This window comes from Streptococcus suis S735 (genome assembly GCF_000294495.1).
In the GTDB taxonomy this organism is placed as follows: Bacteria; Bacillota; Bacilli; order Lactobacillales; family Streptococcaceae; genus Streptococcus; species Streptococcus suis.
Genome location: NC_018526.1, coordinates 1,725,137 through 1,740,925, shown reverse-complemented (window position 1 = coordinate 1,740,925; position 15,789 = coordinate 1,725,137). Strand labels below are relative to the sequence as shown.

Here is a 15,789-nt window from a genome sequence, read left to right as displayed (position 1 = left end):
CTGACTCAGGAAAAAATACCTCATTTATGGTAAAATGTTTCTAACGAACTACAAAGGAAATAAGTATGTCAGATAAGTTTCAACTCTTGCTACAACAAATCGGAATGCCTCTTGATGCACGACAATCAGGGGCTTTTTCGACTGCAACGATTGAGAAAGTAGTCTTGCACAAGGTTAGCAAACTTTGGGAATTTACCTTCCGTTTTGAAACCCCCTTGCCGCTCATGGACTATCAACTCTTCAAGGCTCGTTTGGCGACGGAGTTTGAAAAGGTGGGCAATAAGATTCAATTTTCTATTGTCAGCGATGCGGAGGCTTTTGAAGCTGGTTTGGTAGAAGCATATTATCCAGAAGCTTTTACGGAAGATTTGTGCCAGAGTGCAGGCTTCAAGGCCCTTTTTCAGCCATTAGAGGTGGCTTATAGAGATGGTGTTTTGTGGATAAAAGGTCCTGAAACCATTGACACAGATCATTTTCGGAAGAATCATCTGCCAAATCTTGTGGAGCAATACAAGCGATTTGGTTTTGGTAATCTTGCGGTGGACATCCAAGTCTGTCAGGAAATGACGCAGCAACAAGCGGAGATTTTCCATGCGCAAAATGCAGAAATTTACCAGCAGGCTAATGAAGAAAACTTGGCGGCCCTTGAACAACTAGCTCAAATGGCGCCACCACCAGAGGCAGCTCAGCCATTTGTCCCAGAATATAAGAAAAATCGTCCTGCCAAGGTCAATATCGAAAAGGCTGAGATTACGCCTATGATTGAGGTGGATAGCGAGGAGAATCGGATTGTCTTTGAGGGACTGGTCTTTGAGGTCGAGCAGAAGACGACCAAGACGGGGCGGGTCATTATCAACTTTAAGATGACCGACTATACTTCGTCCTTCACCTTGCAGAAGTGGGCTAAGAATGAGGAAGAGGCTCAGAAGTTTGATATGGTCAAAAAGGGAAACTGGCTGCGGGTGCGAGGCAATGTGGAAACCAATAATTTCACTCGTGATTTGACTATGAACGTACAGGAAGTCCAAGAGGTCAAGAAGGAAATCCGCAAAGATCTCATGCCTGAGGGTGAGAAGCGGGTTGAGTTTCATGCCCATACCAACATGTCCACTATGGATGCCCTGCCTGCCGTTGAGGACTTGGTGGCGCGTGCGGCAGCCTGGGGACACAAGGCGGTGGCCATTACCGACCACGGCAATGTCCAGTCCTTCCCCCATGGCTATCATGCTGCTCGTAAAGCTGGGATTAAGCCCCTCTTCGGGATGGAGGCTAATATTGTCGAGGACTCTGTGCCCATTGCTTACAACGAAGCAGATGTAGTCCTGTCTGATGCCACCTATGTGGTCTTTGACGTGGAAACAACCGGTCTGTCTGCAGTCAACAATGCCCTGATTCAGATTGCGGCGTCTAAGATGCACAAGGGCAATATCATTGCAGAATTTGATGAGTTTATCGATCCAGGTCATCCGCTCAGTCAATTTACAACAGATCTGACAGGAATCACAGATGAGCATGTGCGTGGTTCTAAACCTCTAGAACAAGTCCTGCGTGAGTTTCAAGATTTCTGTCAAGATTCCGTCATGGTTGCCCACAACGCGACCTTTGACGTTGGCTTTATGAATGTCAACTATGAACGAGCAGGCTTACCTATTATTAGCCAGCCTGTCATTGATACCTTGGAATTTGCTCGTAACCTTTACCCCGACTTTAAGCGTCATGGTTTAGGTCCTCTCACCAAGCGGTTTGGTGTTGCTCTTGAACACCACCACATGGCCAACTACGATGCGGAGGCGACAGGGCGCCTGCTCTTCATCTTCCTAAAAGATGCTCTGGAGAAGCACAATTTGACCAATCTCAACCAGCTAAATACGGAGCTGATTGCGGAGGATTCCTATAAGAAGGCTCGTGTCAAGCATGCCACGCTCTATGTGATTAATCAGGTTGGTTTGAAAAATATGTTCAAACTGGTCTCTCTTTCCAATACCAAGTATTTTGAGGGAGTTCCACGTATTCCACGGACCGTTCTCAATGCCCATCGTGAAGGTTTAATATTGGGAACAGCCTGTCAAGAGGGTGAGGTCTTCGATGACTTGCTCTCCAAAGGGATAGATGAAGCGGTTAAAACGGCAGCCTATTATGATTTTATCGAAGTTATGCCACCTGCCCTCTATGCTCCCATGATTGCCAAGGAGCAGTTTAAGGACATGGCAGAGATTGAAGAGACTATCAAGCAGTTGATTGAGGTAGGACGTAGGGCAGGTCTGCCTGTTCTGGCGACTGGAAATGTCCACTACATTGACCCAGAAGAGGAAATTTATCGGGAAATCATTGTTCGTGCTCTAGGTCAAGGGGCACCGATTAACTGGACCATCGGAAATGGTGAAAACGCTCAGCCAGCACCACTGCCAAAAGCCCACTTTAGAACGACCAGCGAGATGTTGGACGAGTTTGCATTCTTGGGAGAAAGTCTGGCCCGTGAGATTGTCATTACCAATCCCAATGCCATGCTGGACCGGTTTGAAGATGTTCAGGTGGTTAAGACCGACCTTTATACGCCTTATATTGAGAAGGCCGAGGAAACGGTCGCGGAATTGACCTATCAGAAAGCCTTTGAGATTTATGGCAACCCCTTGCCAGACATTATCGACCTGCGAATCGAAAAGGAACTGACTTCCATTTTAGGTAATGGATTCGCCGTGATTTACCTGGCATCGCAGATGTTGGTGCACCGTTCCAACGAGCGGGGCTACCTGGTGGGTTCACGGGGGTCTGTCGGCTCCAGTTTCGTTGCGACCATGATTGGGATTACCGAAGTAAACCCTATGCCTCCTCACTATGTCTGTCCAAATTGTCAACACAGTGAATTTATCACAGATGGTTCCTATGGTTCAGGTTTTGACCTGCCAGACAAGGATTGTGAAAAGTGTGGGACCAAGTATAAAAAAGATGGACAGGACATTCCTTTCGAGACCTTCCTTGGTTTCGATGGAGACAAGGTTCCCGATATTGACTTGAACTTCTCAGGGGATGACCAACCGTCTGCCCATTTGGATGTTCGGGATATTTTTGGTGAAGAAAATGCCTTCCGTGCAGGAACGGTTGGTACGGTAGCTGCCAAGACTGCCTATGGTTTTGTCCGAGGCTATGAGCGGGATTATGGCAAATTCTATAGAGATGTGGAAGTAGAACGCCTGGCTGCTGGAGCAGCTGGTGTCAAACGAACGACTGGTCAGCACCCAGGGGGAATTATTGTATTTCCTGACTACATGGATGTCTATGACTTTACCCCTGTTCAGTATCCTGCCGATGATGTGACAGCCAGCTGGCAGACCACCCACTTTAACTTCCACGATATTGATGAAAACGTCTTGAAACTCGATATTCTGGGACACGATGATCCAACCATGGTTCGGAAGTTGCAGGACTTGTCAGGCATCGATCCGCAAACTATTCCTGCTGATGATAAGGGGGTTATGGCTCTTTTTTCTGGTACGGAAATTCTGGGTGTTACCCCAGAGCAGATTGGGACACCGACAGGTATGCTGGGCATTCCTGAATTTGGAACCAACTTTGTACGGGGGATGGTGGAGGAAACCAAACCGACCACTTTTTCGGAACTCTTGCAGTTATCTGGTCTATCGCACGGTACAGACGTTTGGTTGGGCAATGCCCAGGACTTGATTAAGGCAGGAATTGCTAATCTATCTACTGTTATCGGTTGTCGGGATGACATCATGGTTTACCTCATGCACGCAGGTTTGCCACCTAAGATGGCCTTTAATATCATGGAGCGGGTGCGGAAGGGCTTGTGGCTCAAGATTTCTGAGGAAGAGCGAAATGGCTACATTCAAGCCATGAAGGATAACAAGGTGCCAGACTGGTACATCGAATCCTGTGGAAAAATCAAGTACATGTTCCCTAAAGCCCACGCGGCTGCCTACGTTATGATGGCCTTGCGGGTTGCCTATTTCAAGGTTCATCACCCACTTTACTACTATTGCGCTTATTTCTCTATTCGGGCCAAGGCATTTGATTTGGCAACCATGTCCGGTGGCTTGGAACGAGTCAAGGCTAAGATGGAAGAAATCGCCCTCAAGAAGAAAAACAATGAAGCTTCGAACGTTGAGCAGGATCTCTATACCACACTTGAATTGGTAAATGAAATGCTGGAACGTGGCTTCAAGTTCGGTAAGTTGGACCTCTACAAATCCCATGCGACCGACTTTCTGATTGAAGAAGATACCCTCATCCCACCATTTGTCGCTATGGATGGTCTGGGAGAGAACGTTGCCAAGCAGGTTGTGGCGGCGCGTGCCGAAGGAGAATTTCTCTCCAAGACAGAACTCCGTAAACGTGGTGGATTGTCAGGTACGCTTGTTGAAAAAATGGATGAAATGGGCATCCTCGGTAAAATGCCAGAGGATAACCAGTTGAGTCTCTTTGATGATTTGTTTTAAAAAAGGAAATGATGAAAAAAAGAAATATTTTAGTTGAGTTATTAAAAGGAATTGGTCTAGTACTGCTTTCTACTATCTTGTGGACATTGATCTTATCTTTTGCCACACCGGAATCATCATCAGGTATTTACGAACCTTTTCCAGGTTTTACTGTGATTGCTGGTATACTAACGAGTTTCATTCTCCATATCATTATGAAGTATAACCAACTTCGTCAGGCTGAACAAGCCGCGAAAGCTAGTAAAAGTCATATCGTTGTTATTGAAGAGCGCAATCAGGCCTTGATGAAGAAAGCAAACCGCTTGGTTGAAAAACACCAGAATCTTGAAAAAGAAACCATTTTGGACATCAATAAATCCGTTTCCAAAATTCGAACGGTTGAAGAAAAAACTGTTATGAAATCCACCAAGATTGAAAGTTCACAAGAATTTGGTCAATTTTTGCGTCAAATGCCGGAATTGATGGCCAATAAACATATTGAAAGGTTACTGAATGAAATTTTTGAAACAGAAAATAATTTAGCACAATGGAAGATTTCATACAATCAGCAGGTTGAGTATTTCAATACTCTGTTGCATCAGTTTCCGATTAGCGTCATTGCCAAAATCATTCGCCTGAAGGACTTGGAATTTTATAAGGAACATTCGCTGACTGATTTTACAGACGAGATGTTGGGGCTATAAGATAAAGAAGGGTCTATCAATGTATCTTAAGTATTTGATAGGCTTTTTTTGCCATCTTTTTGTAAATTCTCTGTCACTACTTTATGAAAATCAGACTATCTGCTGTAACTAGCTTAATTTTCACGGAGTATAAAAAAGTCAGACTAGGAATTTGACACTACTTAGTAATAATGATACAATCTCCCTATAGTGATAAAAACTACTATGTAGTAACAAATAGAAAAGAGGAAAACATATGTCAAACTTTGCAAAACTTCAAGAAACTCGCCGTTCAATCTACGCACTTGGTAAAGACTTGCCAGTATCAAATGAAGAAGTAGTAGCACTTGTTGAGAAAGCCATGAAAGAATCTCCATCAGCTTTCAACTCACAATCTAGCCGTGCAGTGGTACTTTTTGGTGCGGAGTCAGAAGTTTTCTGGAACGAAATTGCCTACAGCGAATTGGAAAAAGTAACGCCTGCAGAAGCTTTTGAAGCTACAAAAGGTCGCTTAGCTGGTTTTGCGGCTGGTGCCGGTACTATCTTGTTCTTCGAAGACCAAGACGTGGTGAAAGGCTTACAAGAAAGCTTCCCACTTTACGCTGAAAACTTCCCAATCTGGTCTGAACAAGCTCATGGTATCAACTTGTACGCAGTATGGTTGGCCTTTGCTGAGAAAAATATCGGTATGAACGTACAACACTACAACCCATTGGTTGATGCACAAGTTGCTGAAAAATACGGTATCCCAGCTAACTGGAAACTCCGCGCCCAAGCACCATTCGGAAGCATTGCAGCTCCAGCAGCAGACAAAGACTATATGGCGGATTCTGACCGTGTAAAGGTTTTTGGTAACTAATACTCTGCGAAAATTGGGATCAGACGTTGTTGACTTGATGTGGTGAGTGTAAAGCTCCAGTGGAGTTTTTCAGCCTGTTCCCTTAAAACAAGAGAGGAGCAGGGTTATGCCTGCAGCTTGTTGACACGAACTCCATTCGTTTCATCTCCAAGCTTCAACTATCTCCCAGAGCTAACCTTTTCAACTTCCTGTATCAGCAGGAAGTTTTTTTATCTGTCTAGCTTAAAATATGATACAATAATAGGGTATTTCAAAGTACAAAGGAGAAAAAGATGGTATTACCAAATTTTAAAGAAAATCTCGCTAAATATGCTAAACTCTTGGTTTCAACAGGTATCAATGTCCAACCTGGTCACACGGTTCAATTGACAATTGGTGTGGAACAGGCTGAGTTGGCACGCTTGATTGTCAAAGAAGCTTACGCTCACGGTGCTAAGGAAGTCTTGGTCAACTGGTTGGACGATGTGATTGCGCGCGAGCGTTTGGTCAATGTAGATGTGGAACTCTTGGAACAAGTTCACCCACAACGCATCACTGAAATGAACTACCTCTTGGAGCGGAAGGCCAGCCGTTTGGTTGTCTTGTCAGAAGATCCAGGGGCCTACGACGGTGTGGATCCAGAGAAATTGTCTCGCAACGCTCGTGCACTCAGCCAGGCTTTGAACCCAATGCGGCAAGCATCCCAAGCTAACAAAATCAGCTGGACACTTGGTGCAGCATCTGGTTTGGAATGGGCCAAAAAAGTTTTCCCAAATGCAACGTCTGACGAAGAAGCAGTAGACTTACTTTGGGACCAAATTTTCAAGACTTGCCGTATCTACGATGAAGATCCAATCAAAGCCTGGGAAGAGCATGAAGCACGTTTGGTAGCAAAAGCTAAGGTTCTTAACGACGAGCAGTTTGTCAAATTGCACTACACAGCACCAGGAACCGACCTTGTTCTTGGTATGCCGAAAAACCACTTATGGGAAGCGGCTGGTTCGATCAATGCCCAAGGTGAGAAGTTTATTGCCAACATGCCAACAGAAGAAGTCTTTACAGCTCCTGACTATCGTGTGGCCGATGGTTATGTAACTTCTACAAAACCGCTTAGCTATAACGGCAATATTATCGAAGGTATTAAGGTAACCTTTAAAGATGGTGAGATTGTAGATGTGACTGCTGAAAAAGGCGACGAAGTCATGAAGAAACTGGTCTTTGACAATGCTGGTGCACGCGGTCTAGGTGAAGTTGCCCTTGTACCAGATAAGAGCCCAATCTCTCAATCAGGTGTAACTTTCTTCAACACTCTCTTTGATGAAAATGCCTCAAACCACTTGGCGATTGGTCAAGCCTATGCCTTCTCTATCGAAGGTGGTACAGAAATGAGCCAAGAAGAGCTCAAAGAAGCTGGTCTCAACCGCTCAGATGTTCACGTGGACTTCATGATTGGTTCTAACAAGATGAACATTGACGGAATCCGTGAAGACGGTACTCGTGTGCCAATCTTCCGTGACGGTGAGTGGGCTATCTAAAAACAATGCTATAAGACTGGGAGACCAGTCTTATTTTGTAAATAAGGAGGAAAATAGAATGTTATCAAGTATAATCGCTGGAGCCATTATTGGCTTGATTGCGGGGGCTTTGACCTCATCAGATGACCGTCGTGGTTGTCTTGGAAATATCATCCTTGGACTTGCTGGTTCGTGGATTGGACAACTGCTCTTCGGTGATTGGGGACTACAGTTTGCTGGTATGGCTGTAGTGCCGTCTGTTCTAGGGGCTATTCTCTTAGTGGCGATTTTTAGCAGTTCTAGACGGAATTAAACACCTGAACCGTGCTTCAATTGGAGCATGGTTTTCTATTATCTGGATTTGTACGAATTGCCGCATTGTTCGGATTTTTCAGAAAATTTCCATTTTTCTGTTGACAAGTGAAAATAAGTAGGGTATCATTGTAAATAATTAAAATACTGAAAGGAAAAAGTCAAATGAAACCTGTCACTACAAAATTCTTTGCTTTGTTGTTGCGACGGTCGGGCTAGTGCACTAGGTAGCATTAGTCCTGTTTGGCTTACCAAGCGGGCGCTGTTGACAACATCTCGCAGGTAATAGTCCTCGAGGTGTTTTCTTTTTCTTAGTATACTTTGAAAACTAAGAAAGAGAACCTAATATTGACGTTAGGGTTATTTAGAAAGGTATTCTTATGCGTGTGATTGAATTTTTAGATACGACTTTACGAGATGGTGAACAGACGCCAGGTGTGAATTTTTCTATCAAGGAAAAAGTGACCATCGCCAAGCAGTTGGAAAAATGGGGGATTTCTGCTATTGAAGCGGGTTTTCCTGCGGCCAGTCCTGATTCGTTTGAAGCGGTTCGTCAGATTGCGGCAGCGATGACCAAGACGGCTGTGACAGGTTTGGCACGGTCAGTAAAATCAGACATTGATGCTTGTTATGAGGCTCTGAAAGATGCCAAGTATCCGCAGATTCATGTTTTCATTGCGACTAGCCCCATTCACCGTGAATTTAAACTTCAAAAGACCAAAGAAGAAATTTTGGCGCAAATCACTGAACATGTCAGCTATGCACGTGAGCGTTTTGAGGTAGTGGAGTTCTCACCAGAGGATGCGACGCGGACGGAGTTGGATTATTTGCTAGAAGTTGTGCAGACAGCGGTAGATGCGGGTGCGACCTACATCAACATTCCAGATACAGTCGGCTTTACGACTCCTCAGCACTACGGAGAAATTTTCCGTTACTTGACAACAAACGTCAAATCGGACCGTGAGATTATTTTCAGTCCACATTGCCACAATGACCTAGGAATGGCTGTTGCCAATACCCTTTCAGCTATTAAAAACGGTGCCGGTCGTGTCGAGGGAACTATCAACGGTATCGGTGAGCGAGCAGGAAATGCGGCCCTTGAAGAAGTAGCTGTTGCCCTTGAAATTCGGAAAGATTTCTATGATGTGACCAGTCCGATTGTTCTAAAGGAAACGCTCAATACTTCGGAATTAGTATCTCGTTTTTCTGGGATTGCCATTCCACGCAATAAGGCGGTTGTCGGTGGCAATGCCTTCTCTCACGAGTCAGGAATTCACCAAGATGGTGTCTTGAAAAATCCATCGACCTATGAAATCATTACACCTGAGTTGGTAGGGGTCAAGAAAAATTCTCTGCCACTGGGTAAACTATCTGGTCGCCATGCCTTTGTAGAAAAGCTGAAAGAACTAGACCTGTATTTTGAAGAAGGAGACGTTGCTAGCTTGTTTGCTCGTTTCAAAAACCTGGCAGACAAGAAGGAAAAAATCACGGACGCTGATATTCGAGCTCTAGTAGCTGGGACAGAAATCAGCAATCGTGATGGCTTCCAATTTAAAGATTTGCGTTTGGATAGTCAGTCTGACGGAAGTATTCAGGCTCAGGTCATCTTCATCAATCAGGATGAGGAAGAAGTGGTTGTTTCGGAGTCAGGCAAGGGTTCTGTTGAGGCTGTCTTTAATGCTATTGACCAATTCTTCCACCAAGAGATTAGCTTGGAACGCTACCATATTGACGCCATCACCGATGGAATTGATGCCCAGGCGCGTGTGCTTGTCGCCGTAGAAAACAAGGCAACGGAAACGGTCTTTAATGCCTCTGGTATTGACTTTGACGTGGTGAAGGCTTCTGCCATTGCCTATATTCATGCCAATGTCATGGTACAGAAAGAAAATAGCGGACAGATTGATAAGAAACTATCTGAGAAAGAGTTACCACACATCTAGGAGGAAATATGACGAAAAAAATTGTAGCCTTGGCTGGTGATGGAATCGGTCCTGAAATCATGGAGGCTGGCCTAGCAGTCCTCGAGGCTGTGGCTGGGCAAGTAGGATTTGATTATGAGATTGAGGAGAGAGCCTTTGGTGGCGCTGGGATTGATGCGAGCGGGCACCCTCTACCTAAGGAAACCTTACAAGCCTGCCGTAAGGCGGATGCGATTTTGTTAGCAGCTATCGGTAGCCCTCAATATGATGATGCCGCTGTCCGTCCAGAACAAGGTCTTCTTCAACTTCGTAAGGAATTAGGTCTCTTTGCCAATATCCGTCCGGTGAAAATTTTTGATAGCCTGAAAGACTATTCTCCTCTGAAGGTCGACCGGCTGGACGGTGTGGATTTGGTCATGGTAAGGGAGCTGACAGGCGGGATTTATTTTGGAGAGCATATCCTTGGAACTGACCAAGCCAGCGATAGCAATACCTATCAAGCTGAGGAAATCGAACGGGTTGTCCGCTCTGCCTTTGACCTAGCCCAAAAAAGACGAAAAAAAGTCACCAGTATTGATAAGCAAAATGTGCTAGCAACGTCAAAATTATGGCGTAAGGTGGCGGATGAGGTAGCGAAGGACTACCCAGATGTGGTCTTGGAGCACCAGTTGGTGGATAGCGCAGCCATGCTTTTGATTACCAATCCTAGTCGGTTTGATGTCTTGGTGACGGAAAATCTCTTTGGTGATATTTTGTCGGATGAGGCCAGCGTATTAACAGGAACGCTAGGGGTTCTGCCTTCTGCTAGTCATGCGGTGGCGGGTCCCAGTCTCTACGAACCTATCCATGGTTCGGCTCCTGATATTGCAGGTCAGGGCATTGCCAATCCTGTCAGTATGATTCTATCTGTTGCCATGATGCTGGAAGAAAGTTTTGATTTGGTCCAAGCAGGTCAGACCATTCGCCAGGCAGTTGAAGCAGTCTTTGCAGAGGGCATTTTTACCAAGGATCTAGGTGGTAGCGCATCTACCAAAGAAATGACAGCGGCCATTATTGCCCAAATTGGAGGTGGGTAAATATGAGTGGCAAATCTATTTTTGATAAGCTCTGGGATCGCCATGTGATTACAGGGCAAGAAGGTCAGCCCCAGCTCCTCTATGTGGACCAGCACTACATTCATGAGGTGACCAGTCCCCAGGCCTTTCAAGGATTGAGGGATACAGGGCGATCTGTTCGGCGCCCAGACTTGACCTTTGCGACTTTTGACCACAACGTGCCAACCGTTGATATTCACAATATCCGTGATGTCATTTCCAAGGCTCAGATGGATGCCTTGGCTAAGAATATAGAAGATTTCGGCATTCCCCACGCAGCCCATGGTTCGGAACATCAGGGGATTGTCCACATGGTTGGACCAGAAACAGGCAGGACCCAGCCAGGTAAGTTCATTGTCTGCGGAGATAGCCATACAGCGACTCACGGAGCCTTTGGGGCTATTGCCTTTGGGTTTGGTACTTCTGAAGTGGAGCACGTTCTCGCTACCCAGACCATTTGGCAGGTCAAACCTAAGCGACTCCTAGTAGAGTTTGTCGGTCAGGCGCAAAGAGGTGTCTATGCCAAGGACTTTATCCTGGCTCTGATTGCCCGCTACGGCGTAGATTGTGGTTTGGGTCATGTGGTCGAGTTCGCAGGACCCGTCATCGACCGACTCAGCATGGAAGAGCGGATGACCATCTGCAATATGTCCATTGAGTTCGGCTCCAAAATGGGCATCATGGCTCCAGACCAGACCACCTTTGACTACCTGCGAGGTCGGGAGTGTGCACCAGCGGACTTCGATGCGGCGGTGGCAGACTGGAAGGAGCTCTACTCGGATGCGGACACCGTCTATGACAAGCACCTGGTCCTTGATGTGTCGGACTTGGCACCCATGGTGACTTGGGGGACCACTCCTGCTATGGGGGTTAGCTTTGACGAAACTTTCCCATCCATCCGTGACCACAACGACGAGCGGGTCTATGCTTACATGGACTTGGCTCCTGGGCAAAAGGCTGCGGACATTCCCGTTGGCTATGTCTTCCTAGGCTCCTGTACTAATGCTCGCCTCAGCGATTTGCAGCTGGCAGCTAGGATTGTTAAGGGGCGGAAAATAGCAGAGCAGGTTACGGCTATTGTCGTACCAGGCAGTCGCCCTGTCAAGCGTGCTGCAGAAAAGTTAGGTCTAGACAAGGTCCCTGCGGGTGTCCACTGCGCCTCTACAAGTAATCGAAACTTTGAAGACCGACAGGGCTTTGGGGCCAAGACCCACTTGTGTAGTCCTGCTATGGCTGCCACAGCTGCGCTTTATGGACGTTTTGTCGACACCAGACAGCTAGACATTCTCAAGGCGGGAGTCTAATGCACCAATTTACCACATGGACAGGGACAACCGTTCCACTCATGAATGATAATATTGATACCGACCAGCTCCTGCCCAAGCAGTTTCTCAAGCTGATTGACAAAAAGGGCTTTGGCAAGTATTTGCTATATGCTTGGCGGTACTTGGATGATAACTACACGGACAATCCTGATTTCATTCTCAATCAGCCTGAGTATCAAGGCGCTAGTATCCTCATATCTGGGGATAACTTCGGAGCAGGTTCTTCTAGGGAACACGCTGCTTGGGCTCTGGCAGATTATGGCTTCAAGGTCATCATTGCAGGCTCCTTTGGAGATATTCATTACAACAATGACTTGAACAATGGGATTCTGCCCATTATCCAGCCCAAAGAAGTCAGGGACCAACTAGCTCAGCTGGGTCCTGACCAAGAAATCACGGTTGACTTGGCAGATCAGTTGATACGGACGCCTTTTGGGGAATGCCCATTTGACATCGAACAGGACTGGAAACACAAGTTGCTCAATGGCTTGGATGATATTGGTATTACCTTACAGTATCAGGATTTGATTGCTGAGTATGAGGATAATCGCCCAAGCTACTGGCAAAACTAAAAATATTAGAAAACAAGCAGATCGCTCTGCTATGGAACAAAAGAAAAGAGGAAATTATTATGACGAAACAAATTCACTGGGATGGCGGACTTTCACAAGAAGGTTTTGACATTATCAAGGGTGAGGGAGGCGTGATTGTCTGCCCGACCAAGGTTGGTTACATCATCATGACTGCTGACAAGGCTGGCTTGGAGCGTAAGTTTGATGCTAAGGAGCGCAAGCGGAATAAGCCAGGCGTTGTCCTTTGTGGTAGCATGGAGGAGCTTCGTGAGTTGGCACAGTTGACTCCTGAGATTGATGCCTTCTACCAAAAACATTGGGATGAGGACATTTTGTTGGGTTGTATCCTGCCGTGGAAACCAGAGGCTTATGCTAAGTTGCAGGCTTATGGCGATGGTCGTGAAGAGTTGATGACCGACGTTCGTGGTACTTCTTGCTTTGTTATCAAGTTTGGTGTAGCAGGCGAGCAGATTGCTAAGGAAATGTGGGAAAAAGAAGGCCGTATGGTCTATGCGTCATCTGCTAACCCGTCAGGTAAGGGAAATCGTGGCAAGGTAGAAGGTATCGGTGAGCGTATCGCTTCTAAAGTGGACTTGATTATCGAGGCGGATGATTATGTGACATCTATCCAGCCAGACAAGACCATTGAAACCCGCTATGAGCAAGGGGTTATGGTGTCTATGGTAGACAAAGATGGTAAACTCATTCCAGAACAAAGCGCGGATAGCCGTTCTATCAGCCCATGTCCAGTTGTCATCCGTAAGGGTCTGGACATTGATAAAATCATGATGCACTTGTCTGACCATTTCAACTCTTGGGACTACAGACAAGGGGAATATTACTAAGATATCGTCATTTAGTTTATCTTTTATTACGTCGTTAACTCACCTTGCCTAACTCCAGTTATGCCTGCGGCTCGTTGCCTAGTACTAAAAGTAAACTAAAAGACTATTATTGAGATCGATCCGAAAGGGTCGTTTTTTCGTACTCACATAAAAAACTGACCGAAAATTTTTCAGTCAGTTTCTTATGTTTATTCAATTACCAACATGCCTTCTTTAACGGCAAATGGGTGTTCTGGGTCAATGCGGTCGTAGAACATGACACCGTTGAGGTGGTCGATTTCGTGTTGGACCACGATGGCATTAAAGCCTTTGAGTTTGATACGGTGTTTTTCTCCGTTTTTGTCCATGTAATCAACAGTCACGCGCGCATGGCGGACTACGTAGCCTTGGACTTCGCGGTCAACGGATAGGCAGCCCTCGCCCCCTTCCATAGCAGCTTCTTGGACAGAATGTGCCACGATTTTAGGATTGTACAATACTTCTTGCAGAGAGTAGGCTTGGGCAGGTGGATTTCCTTCCTCGTCCTCTGGGTTTGGGACTAAGACAGCAATGATGCGTTTGGAAACGTCAATCTGAGGTGCAGCTAGACCAACTCCGCCACGGAGTTTCATTTTTTCAGCCATGACAGGATCCTGCGAATGTTTGAGGAACTGCATCATTTTTTCGCCTAAAATAATTTCCTGATCAGATAGTGGAAATGCAACTTCTTCGGCAACTTGGCGTAGGGTTGGATGCCCTTCACGGATGATGTCATCCATGTCAATCAAATGGGCAGCTTTTGTCAATCGTTCAATAACAGACATGATTCTCTCCTTTGAATATAGTTAAGATAAGTATAGCATGAAATGGGAGAGAATAAAAGTCGGACTTTTCTATCCATTCGCTTTCAAATCTGTTATACTAGTAAAAGACGAACGTTGAAAGGGAGAAAAATGAAAAGAATTTTAGAAAAAGCCAGTTTGCTGGCCCTATCCACCATGCTGGTTTCGACATTTGCTGTCTCGCCAGCTATTCCACAGATGATTGAGTATTTTGCCCAGCAGGGAATTGCAGCGGCCCAGGTGGAAAACTTAATTACGGTGACCTCTTTTGCTATTATGGTTACTCTATTGGCAAACGGTCTAGTTGTCCGTTTCTTGTCTGAACGAAACATTATCATTGCAGGGCTTTTGCTTATGGCCATCGGCGGAGCTTTGCCCATGTTTCTAACTGCTTATCCTCTGATTTTATTGGCTCGCATCTTGCTTGGTTTGGGGATTGGCCTAATCAATGCGCGTGCTATTAATATCATCGGTAATTTTTTCACCGGTCAGGAGCGGGTGCAGATGATGGGCTTGCGTGGTTCAGCAGAGGTTTTGGGAAGTGCAGGGCTTACCCTACTTGTCGGTTGGTTGACCCAGTTTGGTTGGCAACCTGCCTTCTTGGTCTACCTTTTTGCCTTGGTCATCTTGGCTCTCTTCCTTATTTTCGTACCCAAGGAGGAATTGCTGTCTCGCATGGAGGTAAAGGTTGAGGAGAACGCGCCCAAGGTCAAACTGGACAAGACCATGTGGATGATGGGCATTTATCTGGCATTCTTAGCCTTCTTTGTTATCAATGTCAATACCTTCCTGACCATTCGTATTCCTCAGATTGTTTTAGCCAAGGGCATCGGTACTGCTCAGCAAGCCAGTCTCATTCTAAGTCTTATGCAGGTCATGGGGATTGTGGCAGGGACGGTCTTTAGTAGCTTGGTTGGTCGTTTGAAGGGCTGGCTTTTAGCTGTTTCCTACGTGGTCTTTGGACTCGCGGTTGTCGGCATTGCCTTTGCAGATAATCTCTGGGTGCTGGGACTCGGTGGCATGGTGTCAGGATTTTTCTACAGCATCATTCTAACCATTGTCTTTAGTCAGGTAACAGACCGTGCACCCAAGGCCTTGCTCAATGCGGTCATGACAATCGTCCTTATGGGCTGCAATATCGGCGGTGCGACATCTGCTATCTTGCCGACTTATCTGGAAAAACTCAACCCAACCCCAACAGGTGCCTTTGGTATTTACGCCATCGGCTGTGCCTTGATAAGCGCAGGCTTGATTTATAAACAACTGAAGAAGTGGGAGTGAGAAAGAACTCGACTGGTCTAAAAAGAGTTCGTCAACAAGTCCTTATTTCCAGTTGTTGAGCTGAAACAGTCTATCCCCAGACTGTTTCACTCCCACCCCCGCACAGCTCAAACTGTCTGGGAGACAGTTTGAGGTTGGAGATGAAG

At 46.0% G+C, this 15,789-nt stretch carries 12 protein-coding genes; 11 read left to right on the top strand and 1 reads right to left on the bottom strand.

The window, feature by feature from the left end; all coding sequences use genetic code 11:
* Nucleotides 1-65 precede the first annotated feature (65 nt).
* The 10 genes from YYK_RS08605 to YYK_RS08560 all read left to right on the top strand — a co-directional run bounded on the left by YYK_RS08605 (nucleotide 66) and on the right by YYK_RS08560 (nucleotide 13,541).
* On the top strand, nucleotides 66-4,457 hold the full coding sequence (locus YYK_RS08605) for a PolC-type DNA polymerase III (protein WP_012027838.1): 4,392 nt from the start codon (nucleotides 66-68) through the stop codon (nucleotides 4,455-4,457).
* 11 nt (nucleotides 4,458-4,468) lie between these two features.
* Nucleotides 4,469-5,140: a LemA family protein gene (locus YYK_RS08600; RefSeq protein WP_002938769.1), complete on the top strand. Its 672-nt coding sequence runs from the start codon at nucleotides 4,469-4,471 to the stop codon at nucleotides 5,138-5,140.
* A 235-nt stretch (nucleotides 5,141-5,375) separates the two neighbouring features.
* Nucleotides 5,376-5,978: a nitroreductase family protein gene (locus YYK_RS08595; RefSeq protein ID WP_012775695.1), complete on the top strand. Its 603-nt coding sequence runs from the start codon at nucleotides 5,376-5,378 to the stop codon at nucleotides 5,976-5,978.
* Between the two features lie 272 nt (nucleotides 5,979-6,250).
* Nucleotides 6,251-7,492 carry an aminopeptidase gene (locus YYK_RS08590; protein WP_012027835.1) on the top strand — a complete coding sequence of 414 codons (1,242 nt, stop codon included), beginning with the start codon at nucleotides 6,251-6,253 and terminating at the stop codon, nucleotides 7,490-7,492.
* Nucleotides 7,493-7,550: 58 nt separating this feature from the next.
* Nucleotides 7,551-7,784, top strand: a complete 234-nt coding sequence (locus YYK_RS08585; RefSeq protein ID WP_012775350.1) for a GlsB/YeaQ/YmgE family stress response membrane protein — start codon at nucleotides 7,551-7,553, stop codon at nucleotides 7,782-7,784.
* Nucleotides 7,785-8,163: 379 nt separating this feature from the next.
* Nucleotides 8,164-9,726: a 2-isopropylmalate synthase gene (locus tag YYK_RS08580; protein ID WP_012027833.1), complete on the top strand. Its 1,563-nt coding sequence runs from the start codon at nucleotides 8,164-8,166 to the stop codon at nucleotides 9,724-9,726.
* Nucleotides 9,727-9,734: 8 nt separating this feature from the next.
* Entirely contained in the window at nucleotides 9,735-10,781 is a 1,047-nt protein-coding gene (leuB, locus tag YYK_RS08575; protein ID WP_012027832.1) for a 3-isopropylmalate dehydrogenase, read from the top strand.
* A gap of 2 nt (nucleotides 10,782-10,783) precedes the next feature.
* Nucleotides 10,784-12,103, top strand: a complete 1,320-nt coding sequence (leuC, locus tag YYK_RS08570) for a 3-isopropylmalate dehydratase large subunit (RefSeq protein WP_014917318.1) — start codon at nucleotides 10,784-10,786, stop codon at nucleotides 12,101-12,103.
* Complete coding sequence (gene leuD / locus YYK_RS08565) at nucleotides 12,103-12,696, top strand: 3-isopropylmalate dehydratase small subunit (RefSeq protein ID WP_012027830.1); 594 nt, start codon at nucleotides 12,103-12,105, stop codon at nucleotides 12,694-12,696. The genes leuC and leuD overlap by 1 nt, the downstream gene beginning before the upstream one ends.
* Before the next feature lie 59 nt (nucleotides 12,697-12,755).
* Nucleotides 12,756-13,541 (top strand): L-threonylcarbamoyladenylate synthase, encoded by a 786-nt coding sequence (locus YYK_RS08560; RefSeq protein WP_012027829.1) that lies wholly within the window; start codon nucleotides 12,756-12,758, stop codon nucleotides 13,539-13,541.
* A 188-nt stretch (nucleotides 13,542-13,729) separates the two neighbouring features.
* On the opposite strand, the gene def is transcribed toward YYK_RS08560, so the two are convergent.
* Nucleotides 13,730-14,344 (bottom strand): peptide deformylase, encoded by a 615-nt coding sequence (gene def / locus YYK_RS08555; protein WP_012027828.1) that lies wholly within the window; start codon nucleotides 14,342-14,344, stop codon nucleotides 13,730-13,732.
* Nucleotides 14,345-14,473: 129 nt separating this feature from the next.
* Between def and YYK_RS08550 the strand changes: the two genes are divergently transcribed.
* Nucleotides 14,474-15,643: an MFS transporter gene (locus tag YYK_RS08550; protein ID WP_012775349.1), complete on the top strand. Its 1,170-nt coding sequence runs from the start codon at nucleotides 14,474-14,476 to the stop codon at nucleotides 15,641-15,643.
* Nucleotides 15,644-15,789 lie beyond the last annotated feature (146 nt).

Excerpts from the sequence above, each read along its gene's own strand:
- YYK_RS08585 (WP_012775350.1), top strand. The coding sequence starts at position 7,551 with ATGTTATCAAGTATAATCGCTGGAGCCATTATTGGCTTGATTGCGGGG.
- YYK_RS08580 (WP_012027833.1), top strand. The coding sequence starts at position 8,164 with ATGCGTGTGATTGAATTTTTAGATACGACTTTACGAGATGGTGAACAG.
- YYK_RS08590 (WP_012027835.1), top strand. The coding sequence starts at position 6,251 with ATGGTATTACCAAATTTTAAAGAAAATCTCGCTAAATATGCTAAACTC.
- YYK_RS08595 (WP_012775695.1), top strand. The coding sequence starts at position 5,376 with ATGTCAAACTTTGCAAAACTTCAAGAAACTCGCCGTTCAATCTACGCA.
- YYK_RS08600 (WP_002938769.1), top strand. The coding sequence starts at position 4,469 with ATGAAAAAAAGAAATATTTTAGTTGAGTTATTAAAAGGAATTGGTCTA.
- leuD (WP_012027830.1), top strand. The coding sequence starts at position 12,103 with ATGCACCAATTTACCACATGGACAGGGACAACCGTTCCACTCATGAAT.
- leuC (WP_014917318.1), top strand. The coding sequence starts at position 10,784 with ATGAGTGGCAAATCTATTTTTGATAAGCTCTGGGATCGCCATGTGATT.
- leuB (WP_012027832.1), top strand. The coding sequence starts at position 9,735 with ATGACGAAAAAAATTGTAGCCTTGGCTGGTGATGGAATCGGTCCTGAA.
- YYK_RS08560 (WP_012027829.1), top strand. The coding sequence starts at position 12,756 with ATGACGAAACAAATTCACTGGGATGGCGGACTTTCACAAGAAGGTTTT.
- YYK_RS08605 (WP_012027838.1), top strand. The coding sequence starts at position 66 with ATGTCAGATAAGTTTCAACTCTTGCTACAACAAATCGGAATGCCTCTT.
- def (WP_012027828.1), bottom strand. The coding sequence starts at position 14,344 with ATGTCTGTTATTGAACGATTGACAAAAGCTGCCCATTTGATTGACATG.
- YYK_RS08550 (WP_012775349.1), top strand. The coding sequence starts at position 14,474 with ATGAAAAGAATTTTAGAAAAAGCCAGTTTGCTGGCCCTATCCACCATG.